We start from the raw sequence: 16,988 nt of genomic DNA, 5'->3' as shown, positions 1-16,988 counted from the left end.
GTCAGTCCCAGACGTAGGTCCGTCCGAGGATCGCGGCGTGTTCCAGCACGTCCTCCGCCGGGTCGTCGATCTGACCGGTGGAGAAGAGCATCACGCGGGGCGCGTTGTGCGAGTTGTTGTGCGTCTCGTCGGCGTGCGCCGTCCCGGCGGGCAGCCCCACCGCCATGAGTACCGCACCGCATCCGGTGATCCACCGGGCCAGCGCCCGTACCTGCTGCTCCTTCATGCCGCTCCTTCGCCGTAACTCTTGTGACTCTTCGTCCAATGTGCCGACCTGCTTATCCACCCGAACGGCCCAAAGGTCACGCGAGGTCACCCGTCAGAGTGCGGTTCACGGCGGCGGGTACGGCGTACACGGACGCGGTCAGCACGGAGGTGTCCCGGCCCGCGTCCCGGCAGGCCGGGCTGCCGGAACCCTGTGCGGTGGCGTCCGGGGCCGCCGTCCCTGCGCAGCTCGCAGGTGAACTCGCGCTGACCCGGGGCGGGTTCGGGCGTGGCCCAGGAGGACAGCGCCGGCGGCCCTTCGTGCCCCGGCGCGAGGCACTCCGTACGGAACGGTTCCCACAGGTCCCCGGGCGTGGCCTCCCGGCCGCTGTCGTCGGTGGCCGTCCGCACGACGCGCGAGAAGCCGGGGCGCAGCCCCTGCGGCAGGTCGAGGCCGTGGTGCTCCTGGAGCAGGTGGGCGATGCCGCCCTTGCCCGACTGGCTGTTGACGCGGATGAGCGCCTCACAGCCGCGTCCGGCGCCGGCGGGGGCGATGGGGGACAGGGGGATTCCCACCGGTCGGATCCGGTACGGGCGTGGTGGGCCGGACCCTTGCTGACGGCGTCCTGGCGGGTGCCGGAGCAGGCGGTGCAAGTGAGGTCTCCGGCGTAGGGGTGGCGGGGGTGGACCGGCAGGCGGTCGCAGCGCTCGACGGTCTCGCGGGCGGTGTGGATGCCGGAGAAACCGAAAGCGAGGTGGTGATGACTTACCTCCTGCCTCTGCGGGAGAGCACAGTGCACAGTCCTCGCCTTCCCGGGTAAGTCATCTGCCCAGAAGCACTCGGTGCTCTTCCGCCCGGGCAGGTCGGTACGACACCGCCACCCGCCCCTCGCACCAAAGCCTGAGCGCCCTCCCAGGCCGCGTACGGACCGTGGAAGGGCGCTCGGCTCAAGCCTCAGGTAGATCAGTTGTGGCTGTGCAGTACGTCGTTCAGGCCGCCCCAGACCGCGTTGTTCGGGCGGGCCTCGACGGTGCCGGTCACCGAGTTGCGGCGGAAGAGGATGTTGCTCGCGCCGGACAGCTCGCGGGCCTTGACGACCTGGCCGTCGGGCATCGTGACGCGGGTGCCCGCCGTCACGTACAGGCCCGCCTCGACGACGCACTCGTCGCCGAGCGCGATGCCGACGCCCGCCTCGGCGCCGACCAGGCAGCGCTCACCGATGGTGATGCGGACGTTGCCGCCGCCCGAGAGGGTGCCCATGGTGGACGCGCCGCCGCCGATGTCGGAGCCGTCGCCGACGACCACGCCGGCCGAGATGCGGCCCTCGACCATGGAGGTGCCGAGCGTGCCGGCGTTGAAGTTGACGAAGCCCTCGTGCATCACGGTGGTGCCCTCGGCGAGGTGCGCGCCGAGGCGGACGCGGTCGGCGTCGGCGATGCGGACGCCCTTGGGGGCGACGTAGTCCGTCATGCGCGGGAACTTGTCGACCGAGGTGACCTGGAGGTGCAGGCCCTCGGCGCGGGCGTTCAGCCGTACCGTCTCCAGCTGGTCGACGGCGACCGGGCCGAGCGAGGTCCAGGCGACGTTGGCGAGGAGGCCGAAGACGCCGTCCAGGTTCTGGCCGTGCGGCTGGACCAGGCGGTGCGAGAGGAGGTGGAGGCGCAGGTACGCGTCGTGGGCGTCCAGCGGCTTGTCGTCGAGCGAGGCGATGACCGTACGGACGGCGACGACCTCGACGCCACGGCGGGCGTCCGGGCCGACGGCCTTCGGCGCGGCGGCGCCGAGCAGTTCGGCGGCGCGCTCGGCGGTGAGGCGCTCGGTGCCGGCGGGGCCCGGCTCGGCGGCGAGCTCGGGGGCGGGGAACCAGGTGTCGAGGACGGTGCCGTCCGCGGCGAGGGTGGCGAGGCCGGCGGCGACAGCGCCGGTGGTGCGAGTAGCAGTCGTATCGGTCATGCCCGAACGCTAACCGGCACCGGCGTGTCGAGGCGAACCGGTCCCGGATGCCGGGCGCCGATGGCTCCGGGGCGCCCGTGGGTGGCGGCTCGCGGGATCCGGGCTCCGCCAACCGCCCCGGCCGCTTCCGACAGCACGGCGAGAGGCCCCCGGCAGACTCCGCCGGGGGCCTCTCGCCCTGTGTGCTGCTGCTGTACTGCTCTCAGACGTTGAAGCCGAGCGCGCGAAGCTGCTCGCGGCCGTCGTCCGTGATCTTGTCCGGGCCCCACGGCGGCATCCAGACCCAGTTGATCTTCAGCTCGCTGACGATACCCTCGGTCGCCGACTTCGCCTGGTCCTCGATGACGTCGGTCAGCGGGCAGGCCGCGGACGTCAGCGTCATGTCGAGCGTGGCGATGTTCGAGTCGTCGATGTGGACGCCGTAGATCAGGCCGAGGTTGACGACGTCGATGCCCAGCTCCGGGTCGACCACGTCGTACAACGCCTCGCGGACCTCCTCCTCGGTGGCCGGCTTGGTCGTCACGACCTCGGTCACGACCTCGGTCACGACCTCGGTCCCGGCCTCGGTCCCGGCCTCGGCGGATGTCGCAGCGGCGGGTGTCGCGTTCTCGCTCATGCGGTCTTCCTCTCGGCGCTCTCGCCCAGTGCCTGGGCCGTCGCGTCCTTCCATGCCATCCAGCTCAGCAGAGCACACTTCACACGCGCCGGGTACTTGGAGACACCGGCGAACGCGACCGCGTCCTCCAGCACCTCCTCCATCGCGTCGTCCGGCTCGATCTGGCCCTTGGACTGCATCAGCTCCAGGAAGGCCTCCTGGATCTTCTGCGCGTCGGCCAGCTCCTTGCCGACCAGCAGATCGTTCAGCACGGAGGCGCTGGCCTGGCTGATGGAGCAGCCCTGGCCCTCGTACGAGACGTCCTCGACGGTGTCACCGGCGTACTTCACGCGGAGCGTGATCTCGTCGCCGCACGTCGGGTTGACGTGGTGCACCTCGGCGTCGCCGTCCCGCAAGCCCCGCCCGTGCGGGTGCTTGTAGTGGTCCAGGATGACTTCCTGGTACATCGAATCAAGCTTCACGGTCCCAGCCCTCAGCCGAAGAAGTTCCGGACGTGCTCCAGGCCTTCGACGAGGGCATCGACCTCGGCCGGCGTGGAGTACAGATAGAACGACGCTCGCGTGGTCGCAGGAATTCCGTACCGCAGGCAGACGGGCCGCGCGCAGTGGTGTCCGACCCGGACCGCGATGCCCAGCTCGTCGAGTACCTGGCCCACGTCGTGCGGATGGATGTCGCCGAGCGTGAAGGAGATCGCCGCCCCGCGGTCCTCGGCCGTCGTCGGGCCGATGATCCGCAGGCCCTCGACCTCCTTGAGCCGCTTGATCGCGTACTCGGTGATCGCGTGCTCGTGCGCGGCGATCTTGTCCATGCCGATCGCGGTGAGGTAGTCCACGGCCGCGCCGAGGCCGACGGCCTGGGCGATCGGGGGCGTACCCGCCTCGAACTTGTGCGGAGCCGGAGCGTACGTCGACGAGCTCATCGACACGGTCTCGATCATCTCACCGCCGCCGAGGAACGGCGGAAGGTCCTCGAGGAGCTCCTGGCGGCCCCAGAGCACGCCGATACCGGTCGGGCCGACCATCTTGTGTCCGGTGAAGGCCACGAAGTCGGCCTGGAGCGCCTGTACGTCGAGCACCATGTGCGGCGCGGCCTGCGAGGCGTCGATGCAGACCAGCGCGCCGACCTCCTGGGCGCGGCGGATGATCGCCTCGACCGGGTTGATCGTGCCCATGATGTTCGAGACCAGCGTGAAGGAGACGATCTTCGTCTTCTCGGTGATGATCTCGTCGATGTCGGACAGGTCGAGGCGGCCGTCGTCGGTGATGCCGAACCACTTCAGCTTCGCGCCCGTGCGCTGCGAGAGCAGCTGCCACGGGACGATGTTGGAGTGGTGCTCCATCTCCGTGATGACGATCTCGGTCTCGGCGTCCACGCGGTAGGGCTCGTCGGCCCAGCCCAGCATGTTCGCCACGAGGTTGAGCGACTCCGAGGCGTTCTTGGTGAAGATGACCTCGTCGCGGCTCGGCGCGTTGATGAAGGCGGCGACCTTGTCGCGGGCGCCCTCGTACAGCGCCGTGGCCTCCTCGGCGAGCACGTGGACGCCGCGGTGGACGTTGGCGTTGCTCTGCTCGTAGTACGCGTTCAGCGCGTCGAGGACCTGGCGCGGCTTCTGCGAAGTCGCCGCGTTGTCCAGGTAAACGATCTTCTTGCCGTCGTGGATCGTGCGATCCAGGATCGGGAAGTCCTTGCGGATCGCCTCGGTGTCGAGAAGGCCCGGCAGCTGTGTCACGCGACGTCCTCCTCTGAGTTCGCTCCGCTCACGGGGCCACCCTTCGTGTACTTCTCGTAGCCCTCGGCCTCGAGCTCGTCGGCGAGCTCCGGGCCGCCGGACGCGACGATCCTGCCCTTGGCGAAGACGTGCACGAAGTCCGGCTTGATGTAGCGCAGGATGCGCGTGTAGTGCGTGATCAGCAGCGTGCCGACCTCGCCGCTCGCGTGGACGCGGTTGACGCCCTCGGAGACCTGGCGCAGGGCGTCGACGTCGAGGCCGGAGTCGGTCTCGTCGAGGATTGCGATCTTCGGCTTGAGGAGCTCCAGCTGGAGGATCTCGTGGCGCTTCTTCTCACCGCCGGAGAAGCCCTCGTTGACGTTGCGCTCGGCGAAGGCCGGGTCCATCTGGAGCTGCTCCATCGCGGACTTGACCTCCTTCACCCAGGTGCGCAGCTTGGGGGCCTCGCCGCGGATCGCCGTCGCCGACGTACGCAGGAAGTTGGAGACCGAGACGCCGGGGACCTCGACCGGGTACTGCATGGCGAGGAACATGCCGGCGCGGGCGCGCTCGTCGACGGACATCTCCAGGACGTCCTCACCGTCGAGCGTGACGGTGCCGCTGGTGATCGTGTACTTGGGGTGACCGGCGATCGAGTACGCGAGGGTGGACTTGCCGGAGCCGTTGGGGCCCATGATGGCGTGGGTCTCGCCCTGCTTCACGGTCAGGTCGACGCCCTTGAGGATCTCCTTGGAGGAGTTGTCGGCCTCGACGGAAACGTGCAGGTCGCGGATTTCAAGCGTTGCCATGGGTGTCTCAGGACTCCTGGGTGACGGAGACGAGCACATCGTCCCCTTCGATCTTGACGGGGTATACGGGGACGGGGCGCGTCGCGGGAAGGCCGGAGGGCTTGCCGGTGCGGAGGTCGAAGCTCGATCCGTGCAGCCAGCACTCGATCATGCAGTCCTCCACCTCGCCCTCCGAGAGGGAGACGTTCGCGTGCGAGCAGATGTCGTGGATCGCGAACACCTCGCCCTCGGTGCGGACGACGGACACCGGCGTGCCGTCGAGCTCCACCCGTTTCGGGGTGTCGCCCTCCAGCTCACTCAGCGCACAGGCTTTGACGAAGGCCATCAGACGGACGCCTCCAGCTCCGCGTCGATCTTGGCGAGGAGGCGCTCCTCGACGTCGGGCAGACCGATCTGCTGGACGAGCTCCGCGAAGAAGCCGCGGACGACGAGACGGCGGGCCTCGTCGGCCGGGATACCGCGCGACATGAGGTAGAAGAGCTGCTCGTCGTCGAAGCGGCCGGTCGCCGAGGCGTGGCCGGCGCCGACGATCTCACCGGTCTCGATCTCCAGGTTGGGGACCGAGTCGACGCGCGCGCCGTCCGTGAGGACGAGGTTGCGGTTCATCTCGTACGTGTCGGTGCCCTCGGCTGCGGCCTCGATGAGGACGTCACCGATCCACACGGCATGTGCGCCGTCGCCCTGGAGCGCGCCCTTGTAGACGACGTTCGACTTGCAGTGCGGCATGTTGTGGTCGACGAGGAGGCGGTGCTCCTGGTGCTGGCCCCGGTCGGTGAAGTACAGGCCGAACAGCTCGGCCTCGCCGCCGGTGCCGGCGTAGCTCACGCGCGGGTGGAGACGTACGACGTCGCCGCCGAAGGTCACCACGACCGACTTGAACGAGGCGTCGCGGCCGATCAGCGCGTTGTGCTGCGCGACGTGCACGGCCGTGTCGTCCCAGTCCTGGACGGTCACGACGGTCAGCTTCGCGCCGTCGCCGAGGACGTAGTCGACGTTGGCGGCGAGCACGGCGTCACCGGTGTGGTCGATGACGACGACAGCCTCGGCGAAGGCGCCCAGCTCCACGACCTGGTGGGCGAAGACGGTCCCGCCCTCGCCCTGCACGGCGATGCGGATCGGCTCGTCGAGGACCGTCTCCTTGGGGACGGTCACGACCGAGGCCTTCTCGAACGACGAGTACGCCTGGGCGGCGACCCGGTCCACCGGCTTGCCGGCCCTGCCCAGACGCGGGTCGTCACGGTCCACCGTCTCCTGGGTGACGCCCGCGGGGGTGGTCACCTCGACGCGGATGCCGCCGTCGGCGACCGCGGTCCCGTCGTGCAGTCCGCGCAGGCGGGCCAGCGGGGTGAACCGCCACTCCTCCTCGCGGCCGTGCGGGACGGGGAAGGCCGCCACGTCGTACGACGGAGGCGCGCTCATGCGCGTGGCGACGGTGGACTCGGCGGCCACCGCGATCGAGCCGGCGGTGGTGGAGCCCACCGGTGGGGGTCCCCCCTGGACCGTAGCTTGCCGAAGGTCCTTGGGGGCGTTCTGAGCCTCAGCCATGGCTGTCGTAGTGCTCTCTCTCTGGGTCGTGAGGTAAGTCGCTGCGGGGGTACGGGGCCTTAGCCGACCGAACCCTCCATCTGCAGCTCGATCAGCCGGTTGAGCTCCAGGGCGTACTCCATGGGCAGCTCCTTGGCGATCGGCTCGACGAAGCCGCGCACGATCATCGCCATGGCCTCGAACTCGGTCATGCCTCGGCTCATCAGGTAGAAGAGCTGGTCCTCGGAGACCTTGGAGACGGTCGCCTCGTGGCCCATGGACACGTCGTCCTCGCGCACGTCGACGTACGGGTACGTGTCCGAGCGGGAGATCGTGTCGACGAGCAGCGCGTCGCAGAGCACGTTCGACTTGGAGCCGGGGGCCCCCTCGCCGATCTCGATCAGGCCGCGGTAGGAGGTGCGGCCACCGCCTCGCGCCACCGACTTGGAGACGATGTTGGAGGAGGTGTTCGGTGCCATGTGGACCATCTTGGCGCCGGCGTCCTGGTGCTGGCCCTCGCCCGCGAAGGCGATCGACAGGGTCTCGCCCTTGGCGTGCTCGCCCATCAGGTAGACGGCCGGGTACTTCATCGTCACCTTGGAGCCGATGTTGCCGTCGACCCACTCCATGGTCGCGCCCTCGTACGCCACGGCGCGCTTGGTGACCAGGTTGTAGACGTTGTTCGACCAGTTCTGGATCGTCGTGTAGCGGCAGCGGCCGCCCTTCTTCACGATGATCTCGACGACCGCGCTGTGCAGCGAGTCGGAGGAGTAGATCGGGGCGGTGCAGCCCTCGACGTAGTGGACGTAGGCGTCCTCGTCGACGATGATCAGCGTCCGCTCGAACTGGCCCATGTTCTCCGTGTTGATGCGGAAGTAGGCCTGGAGCGGGATGTCGACGTGCACACCCTTGGGTACGTAGATGAACGATCCGCCGGACCACACGGCCGAGTTCAGCGACGCGAACTTGTTGTCGCCGACCGGGATGATCGTGCCGAAGTACTCCTGGAAGAGCTCCGGGTGCTCCTTCAGCGCGGTGTCGGTGTCCATGAAGATGACACCCTGCTTCTCGAGCTCCTCGTTGATCTGGTGGTAGACCACCTCGGACTCGTACTGCGCGGCGACACCGGCGACCAGGCGCTGCTTCTCCGCCTCGGGGATGCCGAGCTTGTCGTACGTGTTCTTGATGTCCTCCGGCAGGTCCTCCCAGGACTCGGCCTGCTTCTCGGTGGACCGCACGAAGTACTTGATGTTGTCGAAGTCGATGCCCGACAGGTCGGAGCCCCAGCTCGGCATGGGCTTCTTGCCGAACAGCTTGAGGCCCTTGAGCCGCAGCTTCAGCATCCACTCCGGCTCGTTCTTCTTCGCCGAGATGTCGCGTACGACGTCCTCGGAGAGGCCGCGCTTGGCAGCGGCGCCGGCCGCGTCGGAGTCGGCCCAGCCGAATTCGTACGTACCCAGGCCCTCGAGTTCGGGGTGGGCAGTCTCCGTGGGGAGAGTCATGCGGGGTTCCTCCCGGCCGTACTTGCAGATGCTGAATGAGTGGTCTGTGCTGTGCCGCTGCGCGGAATGAACGTCGTGCACACCCCGTCGCCGTGGGCGATGGTGGCCAGACGCTGCACATGCGTCCCGAGCAGTTCGGAGAAGAACTCGGTCTCCGCCTCGCACAGCTGCGGATACTGCTCGGCGACATGGGCGACCGGGCAGTGGTGCTGGCAGAGCTGCTCTCCGACCGGTGCGCTGCGCGCCGTGGCAGCGTACCCGTCGGCCGACAAGGCCCTGGCAAGCGCCTCGGTCCGCTCCTCGGGGGCAGCCGCCCCGACCGCCTCGCGGTACGCCCCGGCCTGGGCGGCGAACCGCGCGCGGGCGAAGGCGGTGACCGCCGCCTCGCCCTTTTCGCCGCCGCCCGCCGCCTGGGAGATCCAGTGCAGCGCGTCGGCGGCGAGCTTGTCGTAGGACTGGTCGAAGGCGTCCCTGCCGCAGTCGGTCAGCGCGAACACCTTTGCGGGCCTGCCACGGGTCCTGGCGCCGTACACGCGCTGCTCGCGGGGCTCGACGATGTTCTCGGCGACGAGCGAATCGAGGTGGCGGCGGACGGCTGCCTGGGTGAGACCGAGGCGCTTCGCGAGATCGGCGGCGGTGGACGGGCCGTGGTCCAGGACGGACCGCGCGATCCGGTTGCGCGTGGAGCGCTCACCGGTCGCGAGTTCCTCCTGCGGAGCCTCGCCCACGTTTTTCACAACGCCATTGTTGCGTAATTCGGAGGAGGGTGACAACCCGCGTCCTGATCAAGCTCCGGTGGGGTGCATCACTTAGGTACACCTAACCTGACCTGCGAAAATGATCAGTCCGGCCCCGGCGACGCGGTGGCACCGGGCGCTGAACGCCTGGTCAGCGCGGGTGCTCCGGAGCCCCTCGCGGCGGGACCGCGCCCCCTCCTTAGACTTCATGGCATGAGAAGCGAGCCCGTCGTCCAGGTCACAGGACTGGTCAAGCGGTACGGAACCAAGACCGCGGTCGACGGCCTCGATCTGGAGGTGCGCGCGGGCACCGTCACCGCCGTCCTCGGTCCCAACGGAGCCGGAAAGACCACCACGGTCGAGACCTGCGAGGGCTACCGCAGGCCGGACGCCGGAACCGTACGCGTCCTCGGGCTCGACCCGGTCGCCGACGCGGCGCGGCTGCGTCCCCGGATCGGGGTGATGCTCCAGTCCGGCGGTGTCTACTCGGGTGCCAGGGCCGACGAGATGCTGCGCCACATGGCCGCCCTGCACGCCCATCCGCTGGACGTCGGCGCGCTGATCGAGCGCCTCGGGCTCGACGGCTGCGGCCGTACGACGTACCGGCGGCTCTCCGGCGGACAGCAGCAGCGGCTCGCCCTGGCGATGGCCGTCGTCGGCCGCCCCGAACTGGTCTTCCTCGACGAGCCGACCGCCGGCCTGGACCCGCAGGCCCGCCGGTCCACCTGGGACCTCGTCGGCGAGCTCCGCGAGGACGGCGTCAGTACCGTCCTCACCACCCACTTCATGGACGAGGCCGAGCAGCTCGCCGACGACGTCGCGATCATCGACGCGGGCCGGGTCATCGCCCAGGGCAGTCCCGAGGAGCTGTGCCGCGGCGGCGCGGAGAACACCCTGCGCTTCACCGGACGCCCCGGGCTCGACGTCGCGTCCCTGCTCAAGGCGCTGCCCGTGGACACCCTGGCGGCCGAGCTGACGCCCGGGACGTACCGGATCACCGGCAAGGTCGACCCCCAGCTGCTGGCCACCGTCACCTCCTGGTGCGCCCAGCACGGCGTGATGCCCAGCGGCATCTCCGTCGAGCGGCACTCCCTGGAGGACGTCTTTCTCGAGCTGACCGGTAAGGACCTCCGCTCATGAGCATCGGTACGTACACACCGCGCCCCGGAGCGGCCCCGCTGCCCCGGATGATCGCGGCGCAGACCGTCTTCGAGACGAAGATGCTGCTGCGCAACGGCGAACAGCTGCTGCTGACGGTGGTCATCCCGGCGCTGCTGCTGGTGCTGTTCTCGTCCGTCGACATCATCGACACGGGTACGGGCAAGGCCGTCGACTTCCTGGCCCCCGGCGTCCTCGCGCTCGCCGTCATGTCCACCGCCTTCACCGGGCAGGCGATCGCGACCGGCTTCGAGCGCCGGTACGGCGTGCTCAAGCTGCTGGGCGCCTCTCCGCTGCCCCGCTGGGCGCTGATGACGGCGAAGACCCTGTCGGTACTCGTCACCGAGGTCCTCCAGGTGGTCCTTCTCACCGCGATCGCCTTCGGCCTCGGCTGGTCCCCGCACGGCGGCCCGTTCGCCGTGTTCCTCCTCCTCGTCCTCGGCACGGCGGCCTTCTCCGGTCTCGGCCTGCTGATGGCCGGCACGCTCAGGGCCGAGGCGACGCTGGCCGCCGCCAACCTGGTCTTCCTGCTGCTGCTGGTGGGCGGCGGCGTGATCGTTCCGCTCGACAAGTTCCCGGACGCGGTCCGATCGGTCCTCGGGCTGCTGCCGATCTCGGCACTGTCGGACGGCCTGCGCGACGTGCTCCAGCACGGCGCGGCCGTTCCGTGGGGCGGCCTCGGCATCCTCGCGGTGTGGGCGGTCCTGGGGCTGGGCGCGGCCGCCCGTTTCTTCCGCTGGGAGTGAGACCCGCGGGGGAGTGACTTTCGCCCGGGGTGAGAAACGCCCGTTTCGGCACCCCTCGTGAATTCCTGCACAAGCCCCGTCCTACGATGGTTGCCGTGTTGACCCCCCTCGCCCTCATCGCGCGGCGCTGGACGCCCACCCCCCGCACGCTCCGGCGCGCCGCGCTCGCCGCCGTCGTGATGACCGTCGTCATCATCGTCACGGGCGGCGCGGTACGGCTGACCGGTTCCGGCCTCGGCTGCGACACCTGGCCCAAGTGCACCGACGACAGTCTCTTCGCGACGCCCGCCCAGGGCATCCACGGCGCGATCGAGTTCGGCAACCGCATGCTGACGTACGTCCTGTCGGCCGCGGTCGGCTGGGCGATCATCGCGGCCCGGTCCACGAAGCCCTGGCGGCGCGGTCTCACCCGCCTCGGCTGGCTCCAGTTCTGGATCGTGATGGGCAACGCCGTCATCGGCGGCATCACGGTCTGGGCGGGTCTCAACCCGTGGTCCGTCGCCGGTCACTTCCTCCTGGCCAACGCCCTGCTCACGGTCGCCGTGATCACCTGGCAGCGCACCCGCGAGGGCGACACCGCCCCCCGGCCGCGCGTCCCGCGCCCCGTCCGCAAGCTCTCCTGGGCGCTCCTCGTCACCTCGGGGCTGCTGATCGCCCTGGGGACGACGGTGACCGGTTCGGGCAAGCACGCCGGCGACAGCAGCGACGTACCGCGCATGCCGTGGGACTGGATCGACGCCGCTCATGTGCACGCGGTGGCCGCCTGGGTCGTCTGCGCGCTGGCCATCGCCATGTGGTTCGTCCTGCGCGTGGTGGACGCCCCGGACGACACCCGGGCGCGCGCCCGCGACCTGCTGGTCGTCCTGGTGGCCCAGGGCGCCGTCGGCTACGTCCAGTTCTTCGCCGAGGTCCCCGAGATCCTGGTCGGCATCCACATGCTCGGCTCGTCGCTGATGTGGATCGCGGTACTGCGGCTGGCGCTGAGCCTGCGCGAGCGCCCGCTCGAAGGCGCGGTTCCGCTGCCCGCCGCCGCTCAGCCCGGCTCCTCGGTGACCGCCGCCGTCTGACGGCCGCCCTCCGGTCAGGCCAGCTTCCGTCAGGCCAGCCCCGGTCAGGCCAGCCGGTAGACGCGGCGGGCATTGCCCGCCGCGATCATCCCCGCCACCCGCTCGGCGTCCGTCCGCGACCACGCGCCGTCGCCGACCCAGCCGCCGAGCACCCTGCCCAGCGCCTCGCGGAACAGCCGGGCGCCGACGACGTGCAGCTCCGGCAGCCCCCGCGCGCCGCTGGAGAAGAGCAGCTTGCCGAAGGGCGCCAGCTCCAGGATCTCCGCGAGTACGCCCGCGGCCCGCGCCCCGGTGTGGGCGAGTGCGGGCCCGAGACCGGCGTACACATGCGGGAAGGCACTCGCCAGGTGGGCGGCGTGCCGGTGGTACGGATAGCCGTGCAGCAGCACCAGGTCGGTGCCGAGGCCCGCGGTGGCGGCCGCGAAGTCGGTGAGCAGTACCGGGTCCGTGCGGTCGATGCGCAGACCGGGATCCGCGGCACCGGCGTGCAGCTGCAGGGGGAGCCCGGAGGTGACGGCGATCCACAGCAGGTGCCGCAGGACCACGGGGTCGGCCAGCCGGTCCCCGGCCCGGCGTCCGGCCAGCCAGCGCCCCGCCGCCCCGCGCACCTCGCCGGGGCCCGGCGGATGCGGCCCGAGGGCGAGTCCGTGCCGTACGCCTGCCACGGAGGTGAAGGCCACGGCGGTTCCCGCCGCGCTGTGCACGCCCTCGGCGAGGTTGGCGAGGAAGTTCCCGACGGTTCCGGACGTGTCGGCGACCTGCTCGGCGAGCAGTTCCAGGCGGACGATCTCCCGGGCCTGGGCGGCGCCGGCCGCCGCTATCTCGGCGGGCCCCGTGAGGTCTCCCGGCAGCCCGGTGTCCACCAGATAGGTGGTGATCCCGGTGCCCCTGAGCAGCCGCCTTCCGCTCTCCGGTACGCCCAGCTCCCGGCGGCGCGCGAGATAGCGCGCGGGCGGGCAGTGCGGTTCGAGGCCGAGGAGCGGCGGGCACCAGCGGCGTACGGCGAAGCCCGTCTGGGTGTCGAAGAAGGTGGTGCCGGGCGCGGGTGGCGCGGGGGTCGTGGCGAGGTGGGTCTCGAAGGTGCCGAGGCCCAGCTCCGTACGGAGCACTCCGTGGCAGTACTGGTCCACCAGGGAAGGCGTTTCGATCATCCGGGGCTCCTGTGGTGGACGTACTTCCACAGGCTCTAACGGGTGACCCCCGCGTCAGGTGTTGCTAGGCGCTGCGCGGCAGGTCGTTGGACGGGCCGCCGACCTGGATGCCGGCCATCCGGCTCCACTCGTACGGTCCCGTGCGCACCTTGGCCGCGAAGTCGCCGTCGAAGGACTCGTGGAGCGTGATCCCGGCCTTCTCGGCGGCGCTCCGCGCGACGGCGTGGGAGGGGGCCACCAGGTCGCCCCAGCCGCCGTCCTCGCCGACGAGCACGATGCGGGTGCCCATCTGTCCGAGGTACGCGAGCTGGCCCTCGGCGCCGCCGTGCTGCTTGGCGAAGGCGGTGATCTCCTTGGCGAGCTTCGCCGCCTTGCGCTCTGCCTGCTTCGTGTCTGCCATGCCCACGATGCTACCGACGGGTAGATCGGGGGTCCAGGGCAGGTTCTCTAGCGCAGGAAGGGGTCCACCGCGACGGCGACGAAGAGCAGCGAGACATAGGTGATGGACCAGTGGAACAGCCGCATCTCCTTGAGCTTGCCGCCGGTCACCCCGGACTTCGCGCGGGACTGGAGCCCGTGCGCCTCCTTGAGCCACCAGCCGCCGGCCACCAGGGCGACCGCGGTGTAGAACCAGCCGGTGTAGCCCAGCGGGGTCAGCAGCAGCGAGACGGCGACCATCACCCAGCTGTAGGCGACGATCTGGCGGGCCACGACCCTGTTGGAGGCGACGACGGGGAGCATCGGGACGCCCACCCGCGCGTAGTCCGCCTTCACCTTCATCGACAGCGGCCAGTAGTGCGGCGGCGTCCAGAAGAAGATGACCATGAACAGGATGACGGCGGCCCAGGACATCGAGTTGGTGACCGCGGACCAGCCGATGAGGACCGGCAGGCAGCCGGCGATGCCGCCCCAGACGATGTTCTGCGCGGTACGGCGCTTGAGGATCATCGTGTAGACGACCACGTAGAAGAGGAGAGCGCCGAGCGACAGCGCGGCGGACAGCCAGTTGACGAGGAGACCGAACCAGAGGGTCGAGACCACGCCGAGGCCGATGCCGAAGACGAGGCATTCGCGCGGGCTGACGATGCCGGTGACCAGAGGCCGCTGCGAGGTGCGGTCCATCAGCGCGTCGATGTCGCGGTCGATGTACATGTTCAGCGCGTTGGCACCGCCGGCCGACAGGTAACCGCCGAGGCAGGTCACCAGGACCAGCCACAGGTCGGGCACACCCTGCTCGGCCAGGAACATGACCGGGACGGTGGTGATCAGCAGCAGTTCGATGATCCGAGGCTTGGTCAGTGCCACGAACGCCTTGACCCGGGCTCCGAACGGCCGGTGGCCTCCCGGGCTGGGAGTCAAGGCGACCCCTGCGGGTCGGGACTCGACGGCCGTCACGCACACCCCTGACAGAGAAATCCCAGCAAGCTCCGGACGTGAAGGCCCGGTAAAGACTTGCGCGTACCACGCCACTCTAGACGTTGCCCATACGTCGTTCTCCGCCGGGGTGGGTCGTGTTGGGTGCGGTCCCCACCGGCCTCCCTGCGGGCTGCCCGGCCCGCCGGGAGGCGAGGACCGGGAACGCCCTGCACCCTGGGCCGTACCCGCTCTTTTGGAGGACGCACGGCCGAAATGAGCGGGTTCTTGCGGGGGTAGGCTCGACATCGCCCGGTGCGCCTATCCAGTACCGGGATTCGACATGTGGAGAGGAGCCCTGACTCAGGGTGAGCACCAAGCCGACCACCACAGATCTCGAGTGGACCGAATTGGACCAGCGGGCTGTCGATACCGCCCGCGTCCTGGCCATGGATTCCGTACAGAAGGTCGGCAACGGCCACCCTGGTACGGCCATGAGCCTGGCCCCGGCCGCGTATGTGCTGTTCCAGAAGCTGATGCGGCACGACCCCAATGACGCGAACTGGACCGGCCGCGACCGGTTCGTTCTCTCTCCCGGTCACACCAGCCTGACGCTCTACATCCAGCTCTACATGGCCGGCTACGGCCTGGAGCTGGACGACCTGAAGGCGTTCCGCACCTGGGGCAGCCTCACGCCGGGTCACCCCGAGCACGGGCACACGACCGGGGTCGAGACCACGACCGGGCCGCTGGGCCAGGGCATCGCCAACGCCGTGGGCATGGCGATGGCCGCCCGCTACGAGCGCGGTCTGTTCGACCCGGAGGCCGCCGCCGGCGCCTCCCCGTTCGACCACACCGTCTGGGCGATCGTCTCCGACGGCGACCTGGAGGAGGGTGTCTCGGCCGAGGCGTCCTCGCTCGCGGGCCACCAGAAGCTCGGAAACCTCGTCGCCCTGTACGACGACAACCACATCTCGATCGAGGGCGACACCGAGACCGCCTTCTCCGAGGACGTCCTCAAGCGGTACGAGGCGTACGGCTGGCACGTCCAGCGCATCGAGCAGAGCGCCAACGGCGACTTCGACGTCCAGGCGCTGCACGCGGCGCTGAAGGCCGCGCAGGACGAGACCGAGCGCCCGTCGCTCATCGCGGCGCGCACGATCATCGCCTGGCCCGCCCCCAACGCGCAGAACACCGAGGCCTCGCACGGCTCGGCACTGGGCGAGGAGGAGATCGCGGCCACCAAGCGCGTGCTGGGCTTCGACCCCGAGCAGCACTTCCAGGTCGACGAGGACGTCTTCGCGCACGTGCGCAAGGCGGCCGAGCGCGGCCGTGAGGCGCACGCCGCCTGGGACAAGCAGTTCCAGGAGTGGCGCAACGCCAACGCCGAGCGCGCCGCCACGTTCGACCGCATCGCCGCGGGCGAGCTGCCCGAGGGCTGGGAGAAGTCGGTCCCGGTCTTCGAGCCCGGCAAGGCCGTGGCGACCCGCGCCGCGTCCGGCAAGGTCCTCCAGGCGCTCGGCGGTGTCATCCCCGAGCTGTGGGGCGGCTCCGCCGACCTCGCCGGCTCGAACAACACGACGATCGACAAGACGTCGTCGTTCCTGCCGGCCGGCAACCCGCTGCCGGAGGCCGACCCGTACGGCCGTACGGTCCACTTCGGCATCCGCGAGCACGCCATGGGCTCGACGATGAACGGCATCGCACTGCACGGCAACACGCGTATCTACGGCGGCACCTTCCTGGTGTTCTCCGACTACATGCGCCCCGCCGTCCGCCTCGCCGCGCTGATGAAGCTGCCGGTCACCTACGTGTGGACGCACGACTCCATCGGTCTGGGCGAGGACGGCCCGACGCACCAGCCGGTCGAGCACATGGCCGCGCTGCGCGCCATCCCGGGCCTGAACATGGTCCGCCCGGCCGACGCCAACGAGACCGCGATCGCCTGGCGCGAGATCCTGCGGCGCAACGACGCCCCGCACGGTCTGGCGCTGACCCGTCAGGGCGTGCCGACGTACGAGTGCAACGAGGACGCCGCGCGCGGCGGATACGTGCTCTTCGAGGCCGAGGGCGGCGCCCCGCAGGTCGTTCTGATCGGCACCGGCTCCGAGGTCCAGCTCGCCGTCGAGGCCCGCGAGCAGCTCCAGGCCGCCGGCATTCCGACCCGTGTGGTCTCCATGCCGTCGATCGAGTGGTTCGAGGAGCAGGACCAGGGGTACCGCGACAGCGTGCTGCCGCCGTCCGTCAAGGCCCGGGTAGCGGTCGAGGCGGGCATCGCCCTCACCTGGTACCGCTACGTCGGCGAGGCCGGCCGCATCGTCTCGCTGGAGCACTTCGGCGCTTCCGCGGACGCCAAGGTGCTCTTCCGGGAGTTCGGCCTCACCGCGGACGCGGTCACGGCCGCGGCCCGGGAATCGCTGGCTGCCGCCACCCGCTGACGCCGGTACAACGACAAGTAG

18 protein-coding genes are annotated in these 16,988 nt (G+C 70.1%); 4 read left to right on the top strand and 14 right to left on the bottom strand.

Annotation, left to right across the window (positions count from 1 at the left end; genetic code table 11):
• Nucleotide 1 precedes the first annotated feature (1 nt).
• The 11 genes from ACWDZ4_RS00815 to ACWDZ4_RS00765 all read right to left on the bottom strand — a co-directional run bounded on the left by ACWDZ4_RS00815 (nucleotide 2) and on the right by ACWDZ4_RS00765 (nucleotide 9,054).
• On the bottom strand, nucleotides 2-226 hold the full coding sequence (locus tag ACWDZ4_RS00815) for a hypothetical protein (protein ID WP_451506305.1): 225 nt from the start codon (nucleotides 224-226) through the stop codon (nucleotides 2-4).
• Nucleotides 227-312: 86 nt separating this feature from the next.
• Complete coding sequence (locus tag ACWDZ4_RS00810; RefSeq protein ID WP_451506304.1) at nucleotides 313-780, bottom strand: hypothetical protein; 468 nt, start codon at nucleotides 778-780, stop codon at nucleotides 313-315.
• Between the two features lie 388 nt (nucleotides 781-1,168).
• Nucleotides 1,169-2,158 carry a 2,3,4,5-tetrahydropyridine-2,6-dicarboxylate N-succinyltransferase gene (gene dapD, locus ACWDZ4_RS00805; RefSeq protein WP_451506303.1) on the bottom strand — a complete coding sequence of 330 codons (990 nt, stop codon included), beginning with the start codon at nucleotides 2,156-2,158 and terminating at the stop codon, nucleotides 1,169-1,171.
• A 202-nt stretch (nucleotides 2,159-2,360) separates the two neighbouring features.
• A complete protein-coding gene (locus tag ACWDZ4_RS00800; protein ID WP_451506416.1) occupies nucleotides 2,361-2,693 on the bottom strand; it encodes a metal-sulfur cluster assembly factor in 333 nt (110 codons plus the stop codon).
• A gap of 77 nt (nucleotides 2,694-2,770) precedes the next feature.
• A complete protein-coding gene (gene sufU / locus ACWDZ4_RS00795; protein ID WP_451506302.1) occupies nucleotides 2,771-3,235 on the bottom strand; it encodes a Fe-S cluster assembly sulfur transfer protein SufU in 465 nt (154 codons plus the stop codon).
• 11 nt (nucleotides 3,236-3,246) lie between these two features.
• Nucleotides 3,247-4,503 (bottom strand): cysteine desulfurase, encoded by a 1,257-nt coding sequence (locus tag ACWDZ4_RS00790; RefSeq protein ID WP_451506301.1) that lies wholly within the window; start codon nucleotides 4,501-4,503, stop codon nucleotides 3,247-3,249.
• Nucleotides 4,500-5,291 carry a Fe-S cluster assembly ATPase SufC gene (sufC, locus tag ACWDZ4_RS00785; RefSeq protein WP_451506300.1) on the bottom strand — a complete coding sequence of 264 codons (792 nt, stop codon included), beginning with the start codon at nucleotides 5,289-5,291 and terminating at the stop codon, nucleotides 4,500-4,502. Before sufC ends, ACWDZ4_RS00790 begins: the two co-directional genes overlap by 4 nt.
• Nucleotides 5,292-5,298: 7 nt before the next feature.
• Nucleotides 5,299-5,616 carry a non-heme iron oxygenase ferredoxin subunit gene (locus ACWDZ4_RS00780; RefSeq protein WP_344498026.1) on the bottom strand — a complete coding sequence of 106 codons (318 nt, stop codon included), beginning with the start codon at nucleotides 5,614-5,616 and terminating at the stop codon, nucleotides 5,299-5,301.
• On the bottom strand, nucleotides 5,616-6,836 hold the full coding sequence (sufD, locus tag ACWDZ4_RS00775; protein WP_451506299.1) for a Fe-S cluster assembly protein SufD: 1,221 nt from the start codon (nucleotides 6,834-6,836) through the stop codon (nucleotides 5,616-5,618). Before sufD ends, ACWDZ4_RS00780 begins: the two co-directional genes overlap by 1 nt.
• A gap of 59 nt (nucleotides 6,837-6,895) precedes the next feature.
• Complete coding sequence (gene sufB, locus ACWDZ4_RS00770; protein WP_451506298.1) at nucleotides 6,896-8,317, bottom strand: Fe-S cluster assembly protein SufB; 1,422 nt, start codon at nucleotides 8,315-8,317, stop codon at nucleotides 6,896-6,898.
• The gene (locus ACWDZ4_RS00765) at nucleotides 8,314-9,054 is read right to left on the bottom strand and encodes a helix-turn-helix transcriptional regulator (protein ID WP_451506297.1); all 741 of its coding nucleotides are present in this window, start codon (nucleotides 9,052-9,054) and stop codon (nucleotides 8,314-8,316) included. Before ACWDZ4_RS00765 ends, sufB begins: the two co-directional genes overlap by 4 nt.
• A 213-nt stretch (nucleotides 9,055-9,267) precedes the next feature.
• On the opposite strand from ACWDZ4_RS00765, the gene ACWDZ4_RS00760 reads away from it, so the two are divergent.
• The 3 genes from ACWDZ4_RS00760 (at nucleotide 9,268) to ACWDZ4_RS00750 (ending at nucleotide 12,025) form a co-directional block, all read left to right on the top strand.
• Nucleotides 9,268-10,194 (top strand): ABC transporter ATP-binding protein, encoded by a 927-nt coding sequence (locus ACWDZ4_RS00760; RefSeq protein ID WP_451506296.1) that lies wholly within the window; start codon nucleotides 9,268-9,270, stop codon nucleotides 10,192-10,194.
• Nucleotides 10,191-10,958, top strand: coding sequence for an ABC transporter permease (locus ACWDZ4_RS00755; RefSeq protein WP_451506295.1), 768 nt, complete (start codon nucleotides 10,191-10,193; stop codon nucleotides 10,956-10,958). The genes ACWDZ4_RS00760 and ACWDZ4_RS00755 overlap by 4 nt, the downstream gene beginning before the upstream one ends.
• Nucleotides 10,959-11,044: 86 nt before the next feature.
• A complete protein-coding gene (locus tag ACWDZ4_RS00750) occupies nucleotides 11,045-12,025 on the top strand; it encodes a COX15/CtaA family protein (protein WP_451506294.1) in 981 nt (326 codons plus the stop codon).
• A gap of 44 nt (nucleotides 12,026-12,069) precedes the next feature.
• On the opposite strand, the gene ACWDZ4_RS00745 is transcribed toward ACWDZ4_RS00750, so the two are convergent.
• From ACWDZ4_RS00745 to ACWDZ4_RS00735, 3 genes are all read right to left on the bottom strand, one after another.
• A complete protein-coding gene (locus ACWDZ4_RS00745; RefSeq protein WP_451506293.1) occupies nucleotides 12,070-13,176 on the bottom strand; it encodes an amidohydrolase family protein in 1,107 nt (368 codons plus the stop codon).
• A 64-nt stretch (nucleotides 13,177-13,240) separates the two neighbouring features.
• Nucleotides 13,241-13,576, bottom strand: coding sequence for a hypothetical protein (locus ACWDZ4_RS00740; protein WP_451506292.1), 336 nt, complete (start codon nucleotides 13,574-13,576; stop codon nucleotides 13,241-13,243).
• 47 nt (nucleotides 13,577-13,623) lie between these two features.
• The gene (locus tag ACWDZ4_RS00735; protein ID WP_451506291.1) at nucleotides 13,624-14,577 is read right to left on the bottom strand and encodes a heme o synthase; all 954 of its coding nucleotides are present in this window, start codon (nucleotides 14,575-14,577) and stop codon (nucleotides 13,624-13,626) included.
• A gap of 320 nt (nucleotides 14,578-14,897) precedes the next feature.
• Here ACWDZ4_RS00735 and tkt point away from each other — a divergent pair, with 320 nt between their 5' ends.
• Nucleotides 14,898-16,967, top strand: a complete 2,070-nt coding sequence (gene tkt / locus ACWDZ4_RS00730) for a transketolase (protein WP_451506290.1) — start codon at nucleotides 14,898-14,900, stop codon at nucleotides 16,965-16,967.
• Nucleotides 16,968-16,988: the final 21 nt, after the last annotated feature.

Source organism: Streptomyces sp. NPDC003016, from assembly GCF_053591455.1.
The sequence above is the reverse complement of the archived record's forward strand: the minus strand, read 5'-3'. Positions and strand labels throughout refer to the sequence as shown.